Below are 20,038 nucleotides of genomic sequence, written 5' to 3' on the forward strand. Positions count from 1 at the left end.
AGACTCTTAAAGTTAAATAGTATGCATACGATAAAAGCTCTAATTGTGCAATGAGTAAATATCTTTAAGTTAAGCGCTTTAAAAATTGAAGGTGATGGGGCTCTATAGCGTTAAATTTATAGTACAAAGTAAATCATTGATGAGATGTAAGAAAAATATGCAAGCGTATACATATGTAGAAAGTATAGTAGGTTAAGTATGTGCTGTTTATAGTTATATCGTTTATATCATTTGTTGAAGTTAAATGTCAACTATTGTAAAAATATAAGGTAGTTAGGGGCTGAATGCTTCCAGTCTGATGCTTGACTCCTCTGCTTCATTCTAGCTTGTTGGTAGATGTTAGAACTGTTATGATGATGGTGAAATTGCGGACTATCTATAGGAGTTGAGCAAGAGTAAAGGGGGATCGGTATGGAAATTCAGAGCCATAGGCTGCAGGCAGATGCGCTAGCTTATTTAAGTCGCATTGGCTATGACGGAGAGCTGCGTCCAAGTGTGGAGACATTAGCCAGATTACAGGAGTGTCATCTCCATACTGTACCTTTTGAGAACCTGGATATTATCGAGCGTATCCCGCTATCGTTAGAAGTCCCCGATCTTATTGATAAGGTTGTGCACAGGCGCAGGGGCGGTTATTGCTTTGAATTAAATGCGTTATTTGGATGGTTGCTGCGGGAGCTTGGTTTCTCTGTAACGGATTTAATAGCCCGTTTTTGGCGGGGGGATTCTTATCCACCCCCTATGCGTAGCCATCATGTGCTGCAGGTTACAATTGGAACTGTACAATACTTGTGTGATGTTGGAGGCGGGGGAGGCACACCATGCAGGCCGATCTTGCTGCAAGAAGGGCTGGTGCAAGCACAGGGTAAGGAGTGCTATCGTGTGCTAATCGACCCCCAGTTTGGTTGGGTATTGTGTGGGCGGAAGCAGGACGAGTGGAACTGGCTATATTCATTTACGAAAGAACCGCAGTTGCCCAGCGATTATGCAATGGCTACATATTGGTGTGAACATGCGCCAGAATCGAAATTTACCCAGAACTTAATACTGGCAATACGGACTCGAGAAGGACGTCATACTGTATCTGGAGATGAATTCCGCATTTACATAGGGGATGAGGTAACTAGTTTTGTCCCGCAGACACAGAAGGCATATGATGAGGCGCTGCTTACCTATTTCGGAATCGAGCAGGCACAGAACCGGATGATTCCCTTAAATGCGCAGCGTCGATAGCGGAGTAGGTTGCGTTTATTGCAAATTCCGAGAATAAATATGCAGGAGCTGCAAAGCGAGCGGTCATATGCAGGCCACTATGTCCAGCATGCAGGCCGTGAGTTTGAATACTATATTCCGATCCATCTGCCTGAGCATACCAAAAAGCAGAGGATTAGCTCCTCTGCTTGTATTTGCAGCTTATAGAATGATGTTACGATGATCAGGTAAAATGGCGGAGCTGACGGGATTCGAACCCGCGGTCTCCTGCGTGACAGGCAGGCATGTTAGGCCTCTACACCACAGCTCCACAACAATTTAATGACATTTAATATATTATCATATAGAGTGTTTGTGTGACAAGCCTCTTTTTAGCCGATCAGGATATAGCTGTGTCTTGATCCTTTATCGCTTCACTACCTCGAAATTTTCGTCGATCAGCAGCCAATTCTGTGGGAAATCAAGCCCAAGCTTCCAGTAGCTGATGCCTCGTATACCTAGTTCTTTTAACAGATCAAATTTGGCCTGAATTGAGCGGGCATCTTCGAACCATACGATATGTTCCTTCCGGTTGTCATCCCAGTAGCGGAAATAGGGTGCTTGTGCCTCCGTATCATATTGGATGGCAGCGCGGCGTCGTCTGGCCAAGTCAGTAGCGGCTACCGGACTTAAAGCACGTGCATAAGGGCCGCCCTGCACAAACGGAAGTGTCCAATCGTAGCCGTACAGGTTCTGTCCCATCATAATTTTGGAGGCTGGTATTTCGGTCTTCGCGTATTCCAGTACGTTCCGTACGGGACCAATCGGCGAGACAGGCATCGGCGGTCCGCCGCTGTAGCCCCATTCGTAGGTCATAATCACGACAAAGTCGGCTACTTCGCCATGTACTTTGTAATCATGAGCCGTATACCATTCGCCAGTCTGGGAAGCACTTGTTTTTGGTGCGAGTGCTGTAGACATGAGAAAGCCCTCGTCGTGAACTCGTTTGGACGCCTTGCGCAAAAAGCGATTATAGGATTCTCGGTCCTCTGGACGCAAATGCTCAATATCAAAATGAATATCGTTAAAGTGTAATTCCTTTGCCGTCCGGATAATGTTGTCGAGCAGCTTATTCTGCAACTGGTCGCTGTTCAGGATTAGTTCACCGAGTTCAGCGCTGAACTGATCCTTCTCCAGATTGGTTACAACCATCATAAGTGTGACTTTGCTGCGCTCGGCAATGGCGGGCAATTGATCAAGCGGCGGAGCTTGCAAAGTGGCATCCCGCTGGATTCGAAAGCTGAACGGGGCAAGATAAGTTAGGTGCGGAGCTGCTTCCCTCGCTGCATCTGTTAGATTTTTCGAGACGACGCGGCCTCGTGGTTCGATGTAGGCGTTAACCTCAGCCCGTGAGCGCTTGGCAGGAGGGATGTAGAGGCGTTGGCTTACGGTAAGCGGTTTATTGATCTTAATGTTGTTGATGGACGCCAGTTCTTGTGCCGTAGTGTTATATTTCTGCGCTATATCGTTTAAAGTATCTCCCTGCTGAACCCAGTAGTATTGACCGACAATAGGGATCAATAGAGCTTGACCGATGATGAGCGATTGATTTACTGTCATGCCATTGGCATCAGTGATGTCATCTACCGGAATACTATAAGTTTGGGACAAGTTATAAAGCGATTGACCTTGCTGTACAACATGAATTTGCATGATCGGTCTCCTTTTCTCTTTTGAAGAAATTGACGGATTCGTATAGCAATGCAGCACCTAATTTTAATTAGGCTATGCACCCAGTAGTTGATAGGTGAATGTCTGTAATGTCTGTAGAAGACAAAGTTAAAACAGGTGTTGGACTAAAGCAGAGCTTTTGCACCTTATTGGTTATATCAGAGATGCGGTAAAAAGAGTGTGTTATAGATGGCTAAATAAGCAAAAAGTACACCCCCATGAGTTTGAACTTAAGGAGTATGTTGTTAACAAGGAGTAAGACGGCAAGGATTAAGCTCCATAGCAAAGCGTATGTGTAATGCTCACGACCATGAGCATATATTTCGGCTTGATTTGAAGCAGAAACTGTTCTAATGTTGCCTTAGATAATTAAATTGAGAGACTCATAGAGTGGATAGCAAGCTGCTGCTTGAGCCTCTTTTGCAGCATGAACATTCCCGGTGTCAGCTCTTCTAGAGCACGGTAAGAGTAGATATCGGAATACAACCTGACCGGAATGGAGTGAGCTTCATGAAGCAGCACGAAACCATGTATGAGATGGATCATGAGATGAGAGTGATGTCATTTAATATCCGTAATGGACAATCGGAGGACTACCATGTGAATGGTTGGGGATCACGGGCAAAGATGGTTGCAGGACTGATTCGATTTCATCGTCCAGATATTGCGGGTTTGCAGGAAGTGCTAGTTAATCAAGTGGAGGATCTACAGGAATTACTGCCAGAGTATGCATTTGTGGGGGTTGGCAGGGAAGATGGAGTGAGACAAGGGGAATTTGTTAGCATCCTGTATCTTAAGCAGCGCTTTGACGCACTGGTGAGCGGCTCGTTTTGGTTATCAGAACAGCCAGACCAAGCCGGCTCGATGGGATGGGATGCAGCCTGTACGCGGGTGACAACCTGGGTGAAACTGCGAGATCGTCGAACAGATACGGAATTTGTCCATTTAAATACCCATTTCGATCATGTGGGGACATTGGCGGTGGAACAGAGCGCTTATCTGCTGCGTGAACGTGCAGCGCATTTGGCTGGTGCGTACCCTGTTATCGTCACTGGAGATTTCAATTTTACGTCTAACTCGACAGCCTATCCTATTTTATGCGGCAAAACAGGCGAGGACGACTTGCATTTGAAAGATGCAGCGGAAGCAGCTTACTACAAGCATTTTGGCCCGTCCTTTACGTTTCACGGGTTCGATACAGACGAGGTGGCAATGCAGTTATTTCCTGAACATCGCAAGGACGAACAATCGCAAGGTCTAGAGTTTGACTCGCCAATTGACTTTATATTTGTCGATGAGCAGGTAAATGTCCGGTGCTATGGCATCATTGGGGATCATCATGCAGGTCAGTTTCCTTCTGATCACTTTCCAATTGTAGCGGATATAATATGGAGGTAAGTGCGTTAACGTTCGGATTGTGCGCTTTGCTCTGAGATGCATTATGATAAGTAATGTATAGGACTTGCCTTCAGCTTAAATGATCAGGCAATTAACGACTCGGAGGAGAACGAAGAGCTTATGACACAATGTTGGAGCGAGAAGCATTATATACACTCGGATAATAGTGATTACAAGAAAGATTGCAAATTGTCGACCTTATTGGAATGGATGCAGCGAGCAGGCGATGCCGATATTACGCAATCTGGTATTATATTGGAAGAACTGATGCAGCGAGGGATGGCATGGATGCTCACAACCGTGGATCTGGAAATATATCGTATGCCGCGGTACGGGGAAACCATTCAGTTGGATACCTGGCACAAAGGCTCAAAAGGTGTGCAGTGGCTGCGGGATTTTCGCATCTATGGTCCAGATCAAGAGCAGGTTGCACAAGCGAGAACGGTATGGGTATTAGTCGATTTGAACAAGCGCCGTATATTGCGTGCTTCAGCACTGCCGTATGAGGTACAGCCACATACGTCCGACTCCGTTGGAGAAGTACCAGAACGAGTTGAGATTCCTTCGAATATTTTGCTGGATCATGCTTATGATCTTAAGGTCCGCCAGAGCAGTATTGATATGAATGGTCATATGAACAATACGAAGTTTGCGGACGTTTGTTTGGATGCACTCACAGTAAAGCGGTTGGATGCTGGCATTACTCGCTTTCGCATCACGTATCATCAGGAGGCGAGGCTGGATGAAGAGATCACTGTGTTTCGCTCATGCGGCGTAGACAGCGGCAGCTGCTTTGTTAGTGGCAGATCTGGCGAGGGGAAAAAATATTTTGATGCCGAGGTATCGCTAAAGTGTTAGCGATAAATTAGAATTTGCTCACAACAAGCAAAAGGACCTTCATTCCTCTTTTTAACAAGAGGGTGAAGGTCTTTCTATGTTCAGCACCGTTGAAGCTTCTTCCCAAGCTCTTTTGAAAGGAATCAGCTTGGGTGCATATTGCTTATACGCGCAGCTTGGCTAAGTCGAAGGCGGGCACAAGTCCTTCCTCCGCAGCTCGTCCCAGCAGTGAAGTGATGGCACCATAGCCATCCTCCCCAAGGTTAGCGGTGAAGTTATTAACATAAAGCTGGATGTGCTGCTTAGCAACATCAGCATTCATCTCTTGGGCATGCTGCAAAATATAATGCTGAGATGCCTCAGGATTGGCCCAAGCGTAATCCACGGATGCACGCGTCCATTGGGTCAGTGCCTCCAGATCCAGAGAACGGCGGGCAATTATGGCGCCGAGCGGGATGGGCAACCCCGTATCTTCCTCCCACCAATTGCCCATATCGGCCAACAATGTCAGGCCATAAGAAGGGTAAGTGAAGCGGGCTTCGTGGATAACCAGCCCTGCATCAATCAAGCCGTCGCGTACGGCAGGCATAATCTCGTGAAAAGGCATGACCACGATCTCGCCAACACCGCCTGGAACGTTCTGGGCGGCCCATAGCCGAAACAGCATGTAAGCTGTCGAGCGTTCGCTTGGCACTGCGATACGGCGTCCAGTGAGTACGCCTGGATCGCTAGTATCCGTCAAGCTGCTGCGTGTGAGCACAAGCGGCCCGCACCCTCTGCCAAGCGCGCCGCCGCAAGGCAGCAGAGCATAATCTGACAGTACCCATGGCAGGGCAGCGTATGAGATCTTCAGCACTTCAGGTCCTTGACCGCTAGCAGCCAAACTATTGGTAATGTCGATATCCGCATATTGCACGTCCAGCTTAGGGGCACCTGAAATGAGCCCGTGTACCCAAGCGTGAAAGACAAATGTATCATTTGGGCAGGGAGAAAAAGCAATCTTCATCATAACACCTCCGATAATACGGTACTTGCGGCTTCGAGCGCTTGCAGTGCTTGCGGGATTCGCCATGCAGAGCGATCGCGCGGGCCGACCGCGTTAGAGATCGAGCGCAGCTCCAGGCACGGGATGCCGCGCTGTTGAGCCGCTATGGCTACGCCATAGCCCTCCATCGCTTCGGCAGCAGCGCCTGGCACACGTTTGGCGAGAACGGCAGCGGATCTTGCCGTGCCTGTTACTGTGGATAATGTAAGCACGGGGCCGCTGCTTACAGCCAAACGTGCCGCCTCCAATGCTGCTGCGAGCCGTGCGGCAGTCTGGGCATCCACTGCAGCTCTTGCCGACCCGAAGCCCAGTTCATCCAAGCTGATGAAGTCGACGTCTGCAAGCCCTGCGTTGTGTGGATTTGCATACGCGCTGCCGCGCTCTGACTTCCTCATATCCGCAGCTAGGGCCGTATCCACATCACGGCCCGCATGTTTGCTGACGTCTTCATTGCCGACGTTCCCTTCGTCCTCTTGGGCATGTCCATTATTGCCGCTTTCGGCTCCCAAGTCGGCGGCAACGATTTCACTGGCTACAACCAGTGAGCCGACTTCGGCAACGCCTACGAATCCGCCTGCAATTCCGGCGCAAATCACGAGGTCGTACTCGGCAGCAGCCAGTACGGCTGCGGTACTGGCTGCTGCCGCTGCTGAACCAACGCCGCCTATGACGACGTTGAATCTAGCGCAGCCTTTTAACCCACGGAGTACGGCGTCACGCTCTGCCGCGACCGAGGTAACAACAAGTACCCGTTGCAATTCTTTGTGTTCTTGTATAGGGCTCCCATCAGTAGGGGATACAGAAGCTGTTATGTTCATATCTATAGTACTCCTTCAAATGTACTTAAGTTAATAAAGCCACTTCTCCAAGCTTATCTTGCCTGATGAAAGAATCCGAATGAGGTCTCCATCGAAACGGATTAGCATTTCCGATTGGCATAACGTCTTAGCGGTGACCAGGTCAGCAGTTCTTAGTTTATCTTATTCCAACTTATCGCTAATGGGGGCATATGTAAAGATAGGGATAATAATTTATATGTAAAAATATTTATATGAATAGCGGCATGGATGGTGAATGAGCGTTTAAGGAGAATTGCTGCTAGACGTGTCGACTCGCTTGGCTAATGGGTTTCAAGCTGTCTGTCCAAATATAACAACAGCGCCATCGTCATGCCATTTGCTTCGGCACATCGATCGGCGCTGTTCGGCTTTCTTATTTGGTACAACTTGGGTCATCGGTTTGCGCTGCCATGCTTGTCTAGACAACTCAGGGTTCAGCTTGTTCTCTCGCTCCAGCTTCTGGCGGCTGCGTTTGGTCTTGCTGCTCATAAAATACACCTCCAATAGAATTGATCTTATCATATGCGATGATAGCGTTGAGTGCAAGTGGATAGACTACCCTGCAACTTCGATTTGCGCATTAGGTCTGAAAAAGAAGTTGACAATTCTTTTTGATAATGTCATATTGATATTATCAAAAAGATACTAAAAAGGAGCGGCACAGATGGAACTAGAAAATGAGCACAATTACAATCCACGCAAATTTCGCACCCCAGATGGTGCGCCAGCCGATATTGTCATATTTACGATTACGTCGGAATCACAGCGTCGTGGCACCAAATCACTGCCGAAGCGAGAGCTGAAGGTGCTGCTCATTCAACGCAAAGTATGGCCTTATGAGGGGATGTGGGCGTTCCCTGGCGGCTTCTCACGCGATACGGAATCAATGGCAGAGACTGCAAGACGCGAACTGCTTGAGGAGACGGGTGTCGAAGGGCTCCATATGGAGTACTTAAACGTATACAGCTCGCCTGGTCGTGATCCTCGTGGCTGGATTATTTCCCACGCTTATGTGGCGCTTGTGCATGAAGACTATTTGAGCAAGCGGCAGGCAGCGGACGACGCCGCAAATGTGGGCCTGTTTACAGTGGAGGAGGCTCTTCATTCCATGCAGTTGGCATTTGATCATCAGCAGATTATGTCAGAGGCATTAGACCGCGTGAGAGAGCAGATTTTGCGAACTGATATTGCAAAAGAGTTCCTGCCAGAATCATTTACACTTGCAGAACTGTACCAAGTGATTAAGACGGTGGAGCCTGCGTTTGAGGAATCGAATTTCATTCGTAAAATGAAATCAACGAAAAGCCGCAGCGGCGTGCTGGAGGAAGTGCGTGATTCTCGAGGCGAGCTGCTAAAATCAAATCAATATTCCCAACGGGCAGCGCAGCTGTACCGATTCACAGGTGAGACACCAAAGTTATCTCTGTACGGGTAAAATTTTTTTATGAATTGATATTGTCACTTTGAAAGTATTGAAAAGAGGGGTTAAGGATGAATCGAGGGATCACTTTAGCGGGGTTAATGATGGGGATGCTGCTGGTCGCATATTGGACGTCTTCTTCTACTTTAGAAATAGTGGCTACTACTACAGGGCTGTTAAGCGTCTGGCTTACGGCGCGCGAGAATATTTGGTGCTGGCCGATAGGCCTAGTGAACGTAGCATGCTTCTTCGTGATGTTTTATGATGCGAAGTTGTACGCGGATATGACGCTGCAAATCTTTTTCTTTGCTTTCAGCGTTCAGGGCTGGATTGTATGGCTGACGCGTAGAGGAGCAGATAAGGTTCGTCCGACTGTTCGCATGTCGTCCACATGGAGGATTTGGCTGGCTGCTGCCATTGTCGGTATTACAGTTGCATGGGGCTATTTACTTGCGACTTACACAGATGCATCAATTCCTTATCTGGATGCGCTTGTCGCGACGTTAAGCCTTGCTGCTCAATATTTGCTGTCACAGAAAATATGGGAGAGCTGGTACTTCTGGATCACTGTTGATGTGTTATCGATTGGGATGTACATGTACAAGGGATTGTTTACGGTTGGCTGCCTGTATGTAGTGTTCTTGGCGATTGCGATTGCGGGGCTGCTTCAATGGCAGCGCGGCATGGAGAAGCGCCAGAGTGGATTGGCAACTGGCTTGAAGCAGGCAGCCAATTCTCCATAAACCAGCTTGCTAAGGTTTAGCATCATGATTGTCTGATTACTACAACGAGAGGAAATTTTATATGAATAATGGAATTGGCACTAGCTGCAATCAGCGTGTAATTACATCGGTAGGCTTGACCCTTGGCAAATTTGCACCCCTTCATAAAGGCCATCAATTTATGATTGAGACTGCCTTGCGTGAGATGGAGCACGTGATTGTAGTTATCTACGATTGTCCGGATACAATTGATGTGCCTTTGCCCGTCCGGGCAGGCTGGATTCGTAAACTGTATCCCAGCATCGAAGTGATTGAGGCTTGGGACGGCCCTCAGCAAATGGGGGACACCCCCGAAATTAAGCGGCTGCAGGAACAATATATACTTGGTTTATTGGCAGGCCGCACCGTGACACATTTCTATTCAAGCGAGTTCTATGGGGAGCATATGAGCACTGCGCTTGGCGCTGTAGATCGAAGAGTAGACGAAGAACGGACGATGTATCCCATCTCGGGTACTGCTGTGAGGCAAGCGCCCTATGCATGCAAAGCCTATCTTGATCCTTGCGTTTACCGTGATCTGGTGACGAAGGTCGTCTTCCTGGGTGCGCCGTCGACAGGCAAGACAACAATAAGCGCTCATATGGCAAAAGAGTACGGAAGCATCTGGATGCCTGAATACGGTCGAGAATATTGGGAGAATAATCAGATCGAGCGCAGACTGACCCTGGAGCAGTTGGTGGAGATCGCCGAGGGCCATCTGGAGCGTGAAGAAGCGCTGGTGCAAGAGGCGCGTGACTTCCTATGGGTGGATACCAATGCCATTACCACGTATATGTTCTCGCGCTATTATCACGGCAAGGCTCTGCCTAGACTGGAGGAGCTGGCAAGTCAGGCTGCGGCCAGATACGATCTCGTATTTGTGTGTGAGGATGATATTCCCTACGACGATACGTGGGATCGTTCAGGCGACGTTCAGCGTCATGTTTTTCAGAAGCAAATAAAGACCGATCTTATTCTACGCAATATTTCTTATATTCCGCTTAAAGGGACGTTAGAGCAGCGAGTCAGCACAGTAAAAAAGACGCTGGCTGCATATAGACGTTATGCGAATCTGGCTGAATGGATAGGAAATGGATGCGGAGTCTGATACAGCCGTGATCAGGAATAGTAATGAGATAGTCATGCGAGGTTTGCCTATTTTGTGAGAGCAGGAAGGAGGGAGAAGCATGCTCATAAACCGTATAAAAGGCGGCTTGTTTGGAGTTGCTGTTGGGGATGCGTTAGGCGGGACGACTGAGTTTATGACAGCATCTTCCATCAGTCAGACATACGGAGTATTAACAGAAATTATAGGGGGAGGCGTCTGGGGCCTGGAGCCAGGGGAGGTGACAGACGATACGATGATGACGATCGCTGTGGCGGAAGGAATTCTGAAGCGGCCTGATGATCCCATGAAAGCAATAGGGGAACAATTTATCGCCTGGTATGAGACAAAACCTAAAGATGTTGGCAACATTATTAGGCATGTGTTGGAGCAGGTGGAGAATAATTGGTTCGAGGCAGCTTTCCTTGCGGACCAGGATCTGGGACGAAGCGGGGGGAATGGCTCGCTGATGAGATGCCTTCCAGTTGCGCTTGCTTATGATGACCCAGTAGTGGTTAGCCGGATTACCCGTATGCAGTCGTGTATGACTCACTACGATGAACGCTGCGACGCAGCTTGCGTTATTTACAATCGAATTGCATATCGTCTTATCCATAATGAATCGTTGCATGAGGCAATTGCTTGTGAGATAGCAGGCACCGAGTATGAGCGGGATCAGGATGGTTTATTGAAGCCTCCTTTATGCGAACCGACAGGATATGTAGTGGACACGATGCATTGGGTCATTTTCCTGCTGTTATCCTCGTCATCATTTGAAGAGGTGGTGCAGGGTGCTGCCAATCGAGGGGGAGATGCAGACACAATTGGTGCGATTGCGGGTGGATTAGCAGGCATCTATTATGGGTACGATGCGATCCCAGAGCGTTATCGGAAAGCCATTATGTTGAAGCAGCAATTGCACAAGCTGGCAGAACAATTAATGATGCTGAGGTTGATTGGCTGCAAATAAAAAGATGGATTTATGCATTTAACAATATTATCCTATTCATAAAGGAACTTAGGAAGGATGATACGGTTTCCACTTTAATTGGAGTCGTTGGCCCTTCCTTTTCTACCTACCTCATTGCACATTGGAAAGTGTTGATAGAGGTAGTCGGGTTATGAGTTTATTGTAAGTTTGTCCTAGCATGAACAAGAGTACACGCCAAGGAGGGATAACATGGCAGCTAGCATCGTGCTTGCAGGTGGAAGCGGATTTTTGGGTCAGGCACTCGGCACCTATTTATGTGAGCTTGGTTACAAGTGCTGTATATTGACGCGAGGAGAAGCGGGAACAAGAGACGGCATTCGTTATGTGAAATGGGATGGCAGGACACAATCCGGCTGGGAGCGTGAACTGGAAGGCGCACACGGTGTGGTGAATTTTACGGGAAAAAGTGTGAATTGTCTGTATACGAAGGCAAATCGTGCTGAGATTATTCGCTCGCGGTTGGACGCTGTACGTGTTATCGATGAGGCTGTACGTGATCTTAAGGTGAAGCCGAAGGTGATCGTACAGGCGGGATCACTTGCGATCTTTGGCAATACGGAACGTGAATGCGATGAAGATGCTGCGCACGGGAATGGCTTCTCAGTTGAAGTGTGTCAGCAGTGGGAGAAAGCCTTTTTTCAGCAAGACATCCCAGGTGTACGCAAGGTTATGCTGCGTATCGGCTTTGCCTTAGGCCCGGACGGAGGTGCGCTGGAACCGTTAATGCAGCTTGCACGCTTTGGTCTTGGCGGTACGATTGGTTCGGGCAGGCAGTATATAAGTTGGCTCCATCTCCATGACCTTAACGCTATGTTTCGTTATGCGCTTGAGGAAGAGCAAGCAGAGGGCATATATAATGCTACTGGAGTTCAGCCGATATCGAACCGTGAGTTCATGAAGACGCTCCGTGAAGTTATGGGGAAAGGATGGCAGCCGCCAGCTCCAACGCCTTTTGTCCGACTTGGTGCTTATCTGATTATGCGGGCCGACCCTGAGCTTGCGTTATCCGGCCGCAATTGTGTACCGAAGCGTTTGCTTCGTGAAGGCTTCTCATTCCGGTACACCAAACTGGATGAAGCGCTGAGGCAAATTACAGCACAATAATTCTACAAAAAGGGTGTAATCAAGCAGATGGCAAAGCCGTGAGCAGAAGCTCACGGCTTATTATTTTGTAGAAAGATGTTATGAATATTATCGTTATTAGTCGTATTTTGTCATAATTTGAGTTTATATGTTTACAAAGTATTAATTTTCTTTACGTGGTAAAAACATGAAACTATAATTAAGGTTGCCTCGTATTAAAATCTAGAAAAATATCACAAAATAATCCGTCGAATCCTTACTAGAATTGTAGAATGCTAGCAAGATGAAGGTGGATAATAATTCTAATATGGGAGGTGAAATATTTTGGCGATTTCATTAGTCAAAGGTCAGAAGGTTGATCTGACAAAAGGTAATGCAGGTCTGTCGCGCATCGTTGTAGGTCTTGGGTGGGATCCAGCCGAGGTCGAGCAGAAAGGACTGTTTGGGATGAAGAAAAAACAAGTCCTGAACGTAGATTGTGACGCTTCTGCCCTCATGTTAAGTGCGAATGGGAAGCTCATGAAGGAAGGCAATCTTGTTTGCTTCTATAATCTGAAGAGCCCTTGTGGTTCTGTCCACCATTCTGGTGATAACCTTACAGGCGATGGTGACGGTGACGATGAGCAGATTCAGATCGACTTGTCTCAAGTGCCTGCCGACGTAGATAAGATTCTGATGTGTGTCAACATTTACGAATGTGAATCACGTCGTCAAGATTTCGGGATGATACGTTCCGCTTTTATCCGTGTGGTCAACCCAAGCAATAATCAAGAACTTATTCGCTTTAATTTGACGGACAGCTATGCGGGTATGACAGCTCTGCTAGTTGGTGAAATCTATCGCCATGACGGCGAATGGAAGTTTAATGCATTGGGCGAAGGTGCCCATGCTGCTCATATTAATGTATTGGCAACGCGATATACCTAAAACAACGAAGCGAGGGATACGACATGGCGATTAGTTTGCAGAAGGGCCAGAAAATTGATTTGACAAAAGGAAACCCTGGATTAACTAAGGTTGTAGTCGGACTTGGATGGGATACGAACAAGTATGATGGCGGTAAAGATTTTGATTTGGATGCAACAGTGTTTCTATTGAATAATGGTGGTAAAGTAGCTTCGGAAAAGGATTTTGTTTTTTACGGCAATACACAGAACAGTAATCAATCCGTTGTACATACAGGCGATAACCGCACAGGCGAAGGCGAAGGGGACGATGAGCAGATCAAAGTGGACCTGGCCAATATCCCAGCGGAGGTTGACAAGGTGTCATTTTGTATCACCATTCACGAAGCGGACACGCGCAGTCAGAACTTTGGACAAGTGTCCAATGCTTTTGTTCGGATTGTAAACGAGCAGTCTGGTGAAGAACTAATCCGTTATGACCTGGGCGAAGACTTTTCTGTAGAGACGGCTATCGTTGTGGCAGAATTGTATCGTCATGGTGGTGAATGGAAATTCAGCGCTGTAGGCAGCGGTTATCGAGATGGTCTTGCAGGCCTATGCCGCGATTTTGGCCTTGATGTAGGCTAATCGTAATCATTACTTGCTATGCAGTGTTGAGAGCCGTCCAACAACAGGCGGCTCCTTCTAATACAAGGAGAAGGGTGCTGGAGTAGATGCCTGTAAATTTATCGAAAGGCCAGAAAGTAGACTTAACGAAGTCTAACCCCGGATTAACCAAAGTGATTATCGGATTAGGATGGGATACGAACAAGTACGATGGCGGCAACGATTTTGATCTGGATGCGAGTTCATTTTGTTTGAGCGCTTCCGGCAAAGTAAGCTCTGATGCTGACTTTATTTTCTACAACAACCCAGTTAACACCAACGGCTCCATTCGCAGTACCGGCGACAACCGTACAGGAGAAGGATCTGGAGACGACGAGAGCGTCCATATTCAACTGGCAGAAGTTCCGGCAGCCGTGGAAAAAGTGGCGTTTTGCATTACGATCCATGAAGCGCAAGCTCGCAACCAAAACTTTGGTCAAGTCGCTAACGCTTATGTTCGGGTAGTTGACGAGCAAACAGGCGAGGAGCTTATTCGGTATGACCTAGGCGAAGATTTCTCCATTGAGACTGCTGTAGTTGTTGGAGAGTTATATCGACATGGAGCCGAATGGAAGTTCAGCGCTGTAGGCAGCGGCTACAAAGATGGATTGGTTGGCTTATGCCGTGACTATGGCGTTAGTGTCTAAGACGTTAGTGAACAGGTGATAAGGAGTGATGACATGACAATCAGCTTGTCAAAAGGACAGCGAATTGATCTGACCAAAACGAATCCTGGATTGGAGAAAGTCATCATCGGTCTGGGTTGGGATACGAATAAGTACAGCAATGGCGTTGATTTCGATCTGGATGCATCTGCTTTCCTGCTGCATGAGGATGGAAAAGCCAAAGGTGTGGAAGGTTTCGTATTCTATGGCAATACGAAGACACCTAACGGCTCCGTTCTTCACACGGGCGATAATCGCACGGGAGAAGGCGATGGGGACGATGAACAGATTAAGATTAACTTCGCTTTAATTCCGGCGGAAGTCCAGCGTATTGGCATCACGGTTACGATCTATGAGGCGCAGGCGAGAAGTCAGAATTTTGGCCAAGTAGCCAATGCATTCGTACGTGTAGTGGATGAACTGAGCGGCAGAGAAGTACTGCGCTATGATTTGGGCGAGGATTTCTCCATTGAGACGGCAGTAGTCATATGTGAACTATACCGTCATGGATCAGAGTGGAAATTCCAGGCTGTTGGGTCCGGCTTCACCGGCGGACTTGCTGCATTATGCCGCAATTATGGACTGGATGCCCAGTAACGGGCTGATCGTTTGCAGCGGAGAGGCGGAGACATATGTCATTAGCATTGATAAAAGGTCAGAAGGTGGATCTGACAAAAAGTAATCCTGGTCTAGATCAGATTGTTGTAGGGATGGGCTGGGTTAACCCGAAGCAGGTAGATATTGATTTGTCTGCCTTTCTGTTAAGCAAGGATTCGAAAGTTACTAAGGATGAGGATCTTGTATTCTATGGCAATTCAACAGGCGGTGTTGGCTCTGTTAGCGTCCAGTCCGCAGCGGAGAAGCGCTCTTATTCAGGCATAATGGATAACGAGCAGTTCATCATTCAATTACAGCAGGTACCTGCTGTGTATGAGCGAATTGCTTTCACACTTACGATTCATTCGGATGCACATGTGTCGCATCAGTTTTCAGATATTCAGGAACTGTACATTCGTATTCTCCACCCGATGACGGGCAATGAGCTCATTCGTTACAATCTTGGGCAGATTTTTACAGTCGAAACCGCTATTGTTGTCGGTGAACTTTATCGTCATAACGGGGAATGGAAGTTTAATGGAACAGGAGCCGGATATGGGGGCGGACTTGCTGCGCTGTGCGGGAGCTTCGGCATCGAAGTGCAGGATCAGAAGCCATCGGCATCCGCAGGCAATTCTTCAGGGGATCGCGATGACATGAACTCGCAAGCGTCGGTTAAGCCTGTACCTCCAGCTCCCTTGGTACAGACACCTCCTGTTCAACCATCTCCTGCGCCAACGCCTGTTAATTTGACTAAGATTGAACTAAAGAAGCGCGGCGAGGTAGTTAATCTGACGAAGACAAAGGGACCAATTGGCGAAATCGTCGTTAATCTCAACTGGAATCGTAAGAAGTCATCTGGTTTTTTCGGGGCGAAAGGTGTCGACCTGGATGTAGGCTGCTTGTATGAGTTAACAAACGGGGATAAATCAACCGTGCAAGCTTTAGGCAATTCATTTGGTGCTCTCCAGTATGCACCGTATGTCGCTCTTGACGGAGATGATCGTACAGGTATGGTCAAGACGGGAGAGAACTTGCGCATCAACGGACAGTATCTGTCCCAGATCAAGCGTATTCTGGTGTATGCCTTTATCTATGAAGGAGTAGCCAACTGGGCGCAAGCAGATGGCATTGTTACGATTAAGCAGCCAGAGGGACCCGATATCATTATTAAGCTCGATCAGCCAGAGAATCGTAAGGGAATGTGCGCGATTGCTATGATCCGTAACGTGAATAATGAAACATTCAGTATTGAAAAGCTGGTTGATTATTTCCCGGGCCATCGAGATATGGACCATGCGTACGACTGGGGATTGCAATGGAGAGCCGGTTCTAAATAATAAAGCAACCTCTTTTATAGAAGGAGCCAATATTCGATATGTCTGATTTCATAAGCAGCTTTATTAGCAATTTCTCCAGTTTCTTTGAATGGTCCAACATTGTAGCTACACTTAGTGATCCTGTTAACTGGGGCATTATCGGCACGCTTGTTATCTTGGAAGGTCTTTTATCCGCAGATAATGCGCTTGTCTTGGCCGTTATGGTTAAGCACTTGCCGAAGGAACAGCAGAAAAAGGCCTTGTTCTACGGAATTCTGGGTGCTTATATATTCCGGTTCATCGCTATTGGTGTAGGTACATTTTTAGTGAAGATCACATGGGTTAAAGTTGCCGGCGGTGTATATCTGTTATGGATCGCGCTTAGTCATCTGTTTGGACTACAATTTAAACTGGCCAAAGTCGGCGGCATCCCGTTAATTCCTTATATCGGCAAAAAAGCGGAAGCAGAGGCAGAGGAAGTCGAGAATAAAGGCTATGGCTTCTGGAGAACCGTACTGGCCGTTGAAGTTATGGATATCGCATTTAGTATTGACAGTGTGTTGGCGGCATTTGGTGTAAGCGAGAAAGTGTGGGTGCTGTTCCTCGGCGGTATTCTCGGCGTGCTAATGATGCGCGGCGTGGCACAAGTCTTCCTGCGGCTTATTGAAAAGTTCCCGGAACTAGAGAAGGCTGCTTTTATTCTCATTATTATTATCGGTGCGAAAATGATTGCCGCAGCATACGGAATCCATGTGTCGCACATCTTGTTCTTCTCGGTCATTATCGGTGTCTTCGTAGGTACGATGATCGTCAGCTCCATCAAGAAAAAAACAGAGCATACGACTTCTGCTTAATCAGCACTCTCCTTCGCAGTACAATCCCCCTTCTGAACCGTAGATCAGGGGGATTATTTTTTACTTAACAATCAGTCCCCGCTTACGGAGGAGGTCATTCGAATGCGTTACTTCAACAATCTCTCTGAAGAGGAAGAAACGCTGATTTTTCATAAAGCGCCGGTCCCATTCGATAATAGGGCAGATAGAGAATTGCTGTCGCATGCTCTTGGCGCGGCTTTGTACATGCCGGCTACTCGGCAGACGATAAGTGAGGATATCTTGACAGGCAAGTACGAGGGTCTTGTTACCGTTGTGCTTGACTTGGAAGATGCGGTAGGAGATCAGCATCTTCAGGTTGCCGAGGAGTCGATCAGGGATCATCTCAGAAGGTTATCAACGCTGCTGCACCACGGTTTGATGACTCGTGATCAGCTGCCGTTGTTGTTTATTCGTGTGCGTGCACCAGAGCAGCTGACACGAATGATCGCAGTGCTGGAAGATACGATTGAACTGGTTGCAGGCTTTGTGCTGCCTAAGTTCTCGGTGCTGAATGGACGTTCATACTTATCCATTCTAAGAGAATACCATTTGGCTAACCCTGCCTTGCCATTGCTGTACGCGATGCCGATCCTGGAATCTTCGAGTGTTATATATTGTGAGTCGAGAAGGCAGACGCTTATCGAAATCAAGCAGCTGCTGGATGAATATAGGCCTTATATATTAAATGTACGGATTGGAGCTACCGATTTCTCCAGTTTATTCGGACTAAGACGCAGCCCCGATATGACGATCTACGATATTGGTGTAATCAGGGATTGCATCACGGACATTATTAACTTATTTGGACGGATGGAGGACAGTTATGTCGTTTCGGGTCCGGTCTGGGAGTACTTCAAGAGTGAACGTGTGCTGAAGCCACAACTCCGTCAGACGCCATTTGAAGAAAGTGCTGGTCGATTGGGACGAAGATTGCGCATGCAGTATATCAATGTATATGTAGATGGACTCATTCGTGAGGTCGCTATGGACAAGGAGAACGGCATTATCGGCAAGACCATTATTCATCCGTCACATATTCGACCGGTTCAGGCGCTCTATGCGGTTACACACGAAGAGTATGTGGACGCAGTTCATATTATCGCCAACAACAATGGACTGCTCGGTGTGATGAAAAGCGAATATTCCAATAAAATGAACGAAATCAAGCCGCACATGAACTGGGCGCGCCGCATTATGATTCGTTCCGAAATATACGGGGTGCTGCATGAAAACCAAAACTTTACCGCACTGCTTATCGGGAAAAATGAATACGAGCAAGCATTCATTTAACATACTAGGGGATTTGTTGGTAGAGATCGAAGTGACAGGCAATCCGTTTGGGCTTCCGCTTGATGTGTTATTCGAAATGGCGGCAAGAATCAATAAAAAGCGAAGCTTTCTCTTTGTCAGCAAAATATTGGGCAAACACATTCCCGTTCATCCGCATGTCTCTTTGTTGGGAGGAGCGGCATTAGCCTTATTGCTTCAGAACAGATTGCAGGGATCACCCGTAATAGGGCTTGATGATATGATTCAAGCGTTTGTCGAACCGGATACAGCGAAGGATAAATATGAAGCGCTGCGGACAAATCCTCTTGAAGTAGAAGAACCTTTGTTGTTTATTGCGTTTGCGGAAACGGCAACAGCTTTGGGACACAGCATGTACAGTTTCTTCAAGGGTCAGACTCGATTCTTGCACACAACTAGAGAAATAGTTGCAGGTATGACACCGGTTTTGGAGTTTGAAGAGGAGCATTCACATGCGACAGCACATCGCTGTTATGCGAGACAGGCAACTTTTTTTAATGGAACGGAACGTGTGGTATTAGTAGATGATGAGATAACAACAGGCAATACGTCGTTGAATATTATTCGTGATCTTCACAGCAAGCACCCGCGCAGCCACTATGTGATCGCTAGTCTGCTGGATTGGCGATCAGCATCGGACAAAGCGAGATTTGCCAATCTGGAGAAGGAACTCGGGATTACAATCGAATGTCTGTCATTGCTGCAAGGAGAAATTCGAGTAAGCGGAGGCCCGATTGAACTGGAACGACCTCAGCTGGATGTATGGCCAGGGCATCAAGACATGCCAGTTAGGCGTCACTACATAGGTCGTTATTTTGAACCTGCTCGGGCTCAAACGATGATTGCGGAGCGGTCGGTTCACGAGGAGTCCTACATGAGGGATACGGGAAGATTCGGAATGGACGCTCTTCACCAACAGGAATTAGAGGAACAGTTAGCTCGTGCGGGACAGTACATCCGATCGTTGCGGACGGGGAATAGAACATTATGTATGGGAACGGGCGAATTTATGTATATCCCGATGCGGCTTGCCAGTGAGATGGGGGAAGGTGTGTCCTATCAATCCAGTACACGCAGCCCCATATACCCGCATCGTCAGCAAGGATATGGGATTCAGAACGTGTTCTCATTTGATTCAATGGATTGCAGGGGAACGTTAAACTTTTTCTATAACGTGCCTTTGGATACGTACGATGAATTGTTTGTATTTATAGAACGGGCAGCAGGAGACGAGCAGGAAGCATCTTTTCTTGATGCATGTCGTCTGACGGGTATTCCGGTTATACATATCGTGTATGGTGATCAATGAATTAATGGGGGTAT

At 47.4% G+C, this 20,038-nt stretch carries 20 protein-coding genes and 1 tRNA gene; 16 read left to right on the forward strand and 5 right to left on the reverse strand.

All coding sequences use genetic code 11. From position 1 onward, the window contains the following. The first annotated feature begins 411 nt into the window (after nucleotides 1–411). Nucleotides 412–1,233, forward strand: a complete 822-nt coding sequence (locus tag MH117_RS19850; protein WP_239331637.1) for an arylamine N-acetyltransferase family protein — start codon at nucleotides 412–414, stop codon at nucleotides 1,231–1,233. Nucleotides 1,234–1,445: 212 nt separating this feature from the next. Here the strand turns inward: MH117_RS19850 and MH117_RS19855 are convergent. Together MH117_RS19855 and MH117_RS19860 are read right to left on the reverse strand one after the other, a co-directional pair. Continuing rightward, nucleotides 1,446–1,522: transfer RNA gene (locus MH117_RS19855), tRNA-Asp, on the reverse strand. Nucleotides 1,523–1,617: 95 nt separating this feature from the next. Continuing rightward, entirely contained in the window at nucleotides 1,618–2,904 is a 1,287-nt protein-coding gene (locus tag MH117_RS19860; RefSeq protein WP_239331639.1) for a glycosyl hydrolase family 18 protein, read from the reverse strand. 528 nt (nucleotides 2,905–3,432) lie between these two features. On the opposite strand from MH117_RS19860, the gene MH117_RS19865 reads away from it, so the two are divergent. Together MH117_RS19865 and MH117_RS19870 are read left to right on the forward strand one after the other, a co-directional pair. Further along, complete coding sequence (locus MH117_RS19865; protein ID WP_239331641.1) at nucleotides 3,433–4,320, forward strand: endonuclease/exonuclease/phosphatase family protein; 888 nt, start codon at nucleotides 3,433–3,435, stop codon at nucleotides 4,318–4,320. A 120-nt stretch (nucleotides 4,321–4,440) separates the two neighbouring features. Further along, nucleotides 4,441–5,178, forward strand: a complete 738-nt coding sequence (locus tag MH117_RS19870; RefSeq protein ID WP_239331643.1) for an acyl-[acyl-carrier-protein] thioesterase — start codon at nucleotides 4,441–4,443, stop codon at nucleotides 5,176–5,178. A 142-nt stretch (nucleotides 5,179–5,320) separates the two neighbouring features. Here MH117_RS19870 and MH117_RS19875 read toward each other — a convergent pair whose 3' ends face one another. The 3 genes from MH117_RS19875 to MH117_RS19885 form a co-directional block, all read right to left on the reverse strand. Continuing rightward, on the reverse strand, nucleotides 5,321–6,163 hold the full coding sequence (locus MH117_RS19875) for a 1,4-dihydroxy-6-naphtoate synthase (RefSeq protein WP_239331645.1): 843 nt from the start codon (nucleotides 6,161–6,163) through the stop codon (nucleotides 5,321–5,323). Beyond that, nucleotides 6,163–7,020, reverse strand: coding sequence for a futalosine hydrolase (gene mqnB, locus MH117_RS19880; protein ID WP_239331647.1), 858 nt, complete (start codon nucleotides 7,018–7,020; stop codon nucleotides 6,163–6,165). The genes MH117_RS19875 and mqnB overlap by 1 nt, the downstream gene beginning before the upstream one ends. A gap of 312 nt (nucleotides 7,021–7,332) precedes the next feature. Beyond that, nucleotides 7,333–7,530 (reverse strand): hypothetical protein, encoded by a 198-nt coding sequence (locus MH117_RS19885; RefSeq protein WP_239331649.1) that lies wholly within the window; start codon nucleotides 7,528–7,530, stop codon nucleotides 7,333–7,335. A 175-nt stretch (nucleotides 7,531–7,705) separates the two neighbouring features. Here MH117_RS19885 and MH117_RS19890 point away from each other — a divergent pair, with 175 nt between their 5' ends. From MH117_RS19890 to MH117_RS19950, 13 genes are all read left to right on the forward strand, one after another. Then, nucleotides 7,706–8,476, forward strand: coding sequence for an NUDIX domain-containing protein (locus tag MH117_RS19890; RefSeq protein ID WP_239331651.1), 771 nt, complete (start codon nucleotides 7,706–7,708; stop codon nucleotides 8,474–8,476). A gap of 56 nt (nucleotides 8,477–8,532) precedes the next feature. Further along, nucleotides 8,533–9,204 (forward strand): nicotinamide riboside transporter PnuC, encoded by a 672-nt coding sequence (gene pnuC / locus MH117_RS19895; protein WP_239331653.1) that lies wholly within the window; start codon nucleotides 8,533–8,535, stop codon nucleotides 9,202–9,204. 61 nt (nucleotides 9,205–9,265) lie between these two features. Further along, nucleotides 9,266–10,330 carry an AAA family ATPase gene (locus MH117_RS19900; protein WP_239331655.1) on the forward strand — a complete coding sequence of 355 codons (1,065 nt, stop codon included), beginning with the start codon at nucleotides 9,266–9,268 and terminating at the stop codon, nucleotides 10,328–10,330. A 79-nt stretch (nucleotides 10,331–10,409) separates the two neighbouring features. Then, the gene (locus MH117_RS19905) at nucleotides 10,410–11,297 is read left to right on the forward strand and encodes an ADP-ribosylglycohydrolase family protein (RefSeq protein ID WP_239331657.1); all 888 of its coding nucleotides are present in this window, start codon (nucleotides 10,410–10,412) and stop codon (nucleotides 11,295–11,297) included. Nucleotides 11,298–11,507: 210 nt separating this feature from the next. After that, entirely contained in the window at nucleotides 11,508–12,422 is a 915-nt protein-coding gene (locus MH117_RS19910) for a TIGR01777 family oxidoreductase (RefSeq protein ID WP_239331659.1), read from the forward strand. Nucleotides 12,423–12,722: 300 nt separating this feature from the next. Next, nucleotides 12,723–13,328 (forward strand): TerD family protein, encoded by a 606-nt coding sequence (locus MH117_RS19915; RefSeq protein ID WP_239331920.1) that lies wholly within the window; start codon nucleotides 12,723–12,725, stop codon nucleotides 13,326–13,328. A gap of 23 nt (nucleotides 13,329–13,351) precedes the next feature. After that, the gene (locus MH117_RS19920; protein WP_239331661.1) at nucleotides 13,352–13,933 is read left to right on the forward strand and encodes a TerD family protein; all 582 of its coding nucleotides are present in this window, start codon (nucleotides 13,352–13,354) and stop codon (nucleotides 13,931–13,933) included. Nucleotides 13,934–14,019: 86 nt separating this feature from the next. After that, nucleotides 14,020–14,598 carry a TerD family protein gene (locus tag MH117_RS19925; protein ID WP_239331663.1) on the forward strand — a complete coding sequence of 193 codons (579 nt, stop codon included), beginning with the start codon at nucleotides 14,020–14,022 and terminating at the stop codon, nucleotides 14,596–14,598. A gap of 33 nt (nucleotides 14,599–14,631) precedes the next feature. Next, on the forward strand, nucleotides 14,632–15,213 hold the full coding sequence (locus MH117_RS19930; RefSeq protein WP_028544482.1) for a TerD family protein: 582 nt from the start codon (nucleotides 14,632–14,634) through the stop codon (nucleotides 15,211–15,213). 35 nt (nucleotides 15,214–15,248) lie between these two features. Next, the gene (locus MH117_RS19935) at nucleotides 15,249–16,553 is read left to right on the forward strand and encodes a TerD family protein (RefSeq protein WP_239331665.1); all 1,305 of its coding nucleotides are present in this window, start codon (nucleotides 15,249–15,251) and stop codon (nucleotides 16,551–16,553) included. Between the two features lie 38 nt (nucleotides 16,554–16,591). After that, nucleotides 16,592–17,386 (forward strand): TerC family protein, encoded by a 795-nt coding sequence (locus MH117_RS19940; protein WP_239331667.1) that lies wholly within the window; start codon nucleotides 16,592–16,594, stop codon nucleotides 17,384–17,386. A 102-nt stretch (nucleotides 17,387–17,488) separates the two neighbouring features. Then, on the forward strand, nucleotides 17,489–18,697 hold the full coding sequence (locus MH117_RS19945) for an HpcH/HpaI aldolase/citrate lyase family protein (protein WP_239331669.1): 1,209 nt from the start codon (nucleotides 17,489–17,491) through the stop codon (nucleotides 18,695–18,697). After that, on the forward strand, nucleotides 18,633–20,024 hold the full coding sequence (locus tag MH117_RS19950; RefSeq protein ID WP_239331671.1) for a phosphoribosyltransferase family protein: 1,392 nt from the start codon (nucleotides 18,633–18,635) through the stop codon (nucleotides 20,022–20,024). The genes MH117_RS19945 and MH117_RS19950 overlap by 65 nt, the downstream gene beginning before the upstream one ends. Nucleotides 20,025–20,038 lie beyond the last annotated feature (14 nt).

The organism is Paenibacillus sp. ACRRX (assembly GCF_022346885.1).
GTDB lineage: Bacteria > Bacillota > Bacilli > Paenibacillales > Paenibacillaceae > Paenibacillus_B.

Coding starts and splice junctions, on each gene's coding strand:
- MH117_RS19920 (WP_239331661.1), top strand. CDS start 13,352: ATGGCGATTAGTTTGCAGAAGGGCCAGAAAATTGATTTGACAAAAGGA.
- MH117_RS19885 (WP_239331649.1), bottom strand. CDS start 7,530: ATGAGCAGCAAGACCAAACGCAGCCGCCAGAAGCTGGAGCGAGAGAAC.
- MH117_RS19875 (WP_239331645.1), bottom strand. CDS start 6,163: ATGAAGATTGCTTTTTCTCCCTGCCCAAATGATACATTTGTCTTTCAC.
- pnuC (WP_239331653.1), top strand. CDS start 8,533: ATGAATCGAGGGATCACTTTAGCGGGGTTAATGATGGGGATGCTGCTG.
- MH117_RS19865 (WP_239331641.1), top strand. CDS start 3,433: ATGAAGCAGCACGAAACCATGTATGAGATGGATCATGAGATGAGAGTG.
- MH117_RS19930 (WP_028544482.1), top strand. CDS start 14,632: ATGACAATCAGCTTGTCAAAAGGACAGCGAATTGATCTGACCAAAACG.
- MH117_RS19905 (WP_239331657.1), top strand. CDS start 10,410: ATGCTCATAAACCGTATAAAAGGCGGCTTGTTTGGAGTTGCTGTTGGG.
- MH117_RS19890 (WP_239331651.1), top strand. CDS start 7,706: ATGGAACTAGAAAATGAGCACAATTACAATCCACGCAAATTTCGCACC.
- MH117_RS19950 (WP_239331671.1), top strand. CDS start 18,633: ATGAAAACCAAAACTTTACCGCACTGCTTATCGGGAAAAATGAATACG.
- MH117_RS19870 (WP_239331643.1), top strand. CDS start 4,441: ATGACACAATGTTGGAGCGAGAAGCATTATATACACTCGGATAATAGT.
- MH117_RS19940 (WP_239331667.1), top strand. CDS start 16,592: ATGTCTGATTTCATAAGCAGCTTTATTAGCAATTTCTCCAGTTTCTTT.
- MH117_RS19925 (WP_239331663.1), top strand. CDS start 14,020: ATGCCTGTAAATTTATCGAAAGGCCAGAAAGTAGACTTAACGAAGTCT.
- MH117_RS19935 (WP_239331665.1), top strand. CDS start 15,249: ATGTCATTAGCATTGATAAAAGGTCAGAAGGTGGATCTGACAAAAAGT.
- MH117_RS19850 (WP_239331637.1), top strand. CDS start 412: ATGGAAATTCAGAGCCATAGGCTGCAGGCAGATGCGCTAGCTTATTTA.
- MH117_RS19945 (WP_239331669.1), top strand. CDS start 17,489: ATGCGTTACTTCAACAATCTCTCTGAAGAGGAAGAAACGCTGATTTTT.
- MH117_RS19910 (WP_239331659.1), top strand. CDS start 11,508: ATGGCAGCTAGCATCGTGCTTGCAGGTGGAAGCGGATTTTTGGGTCAG.
- MH117_RS19860 (WP_239331639.1), bottom strand. CDS start 2,904: ATGCAAATTCATGTTGTACAGCAAGGTCAATCGCTTTATAACTTGTCC.
- mqnB (WP_239331647.1), bottom strand. CDS start 7,020: ATGAACATAACAGCTTCTGTATCCCCTACTGATGGGAGCCCTATACAA.
- MH117_RS19900 (WP_239331655.1), top strand. CDS start 9,266: ATGAATAATGGAATTGGCACTAGCTGCAATCAGCGTGTAATTACATCG.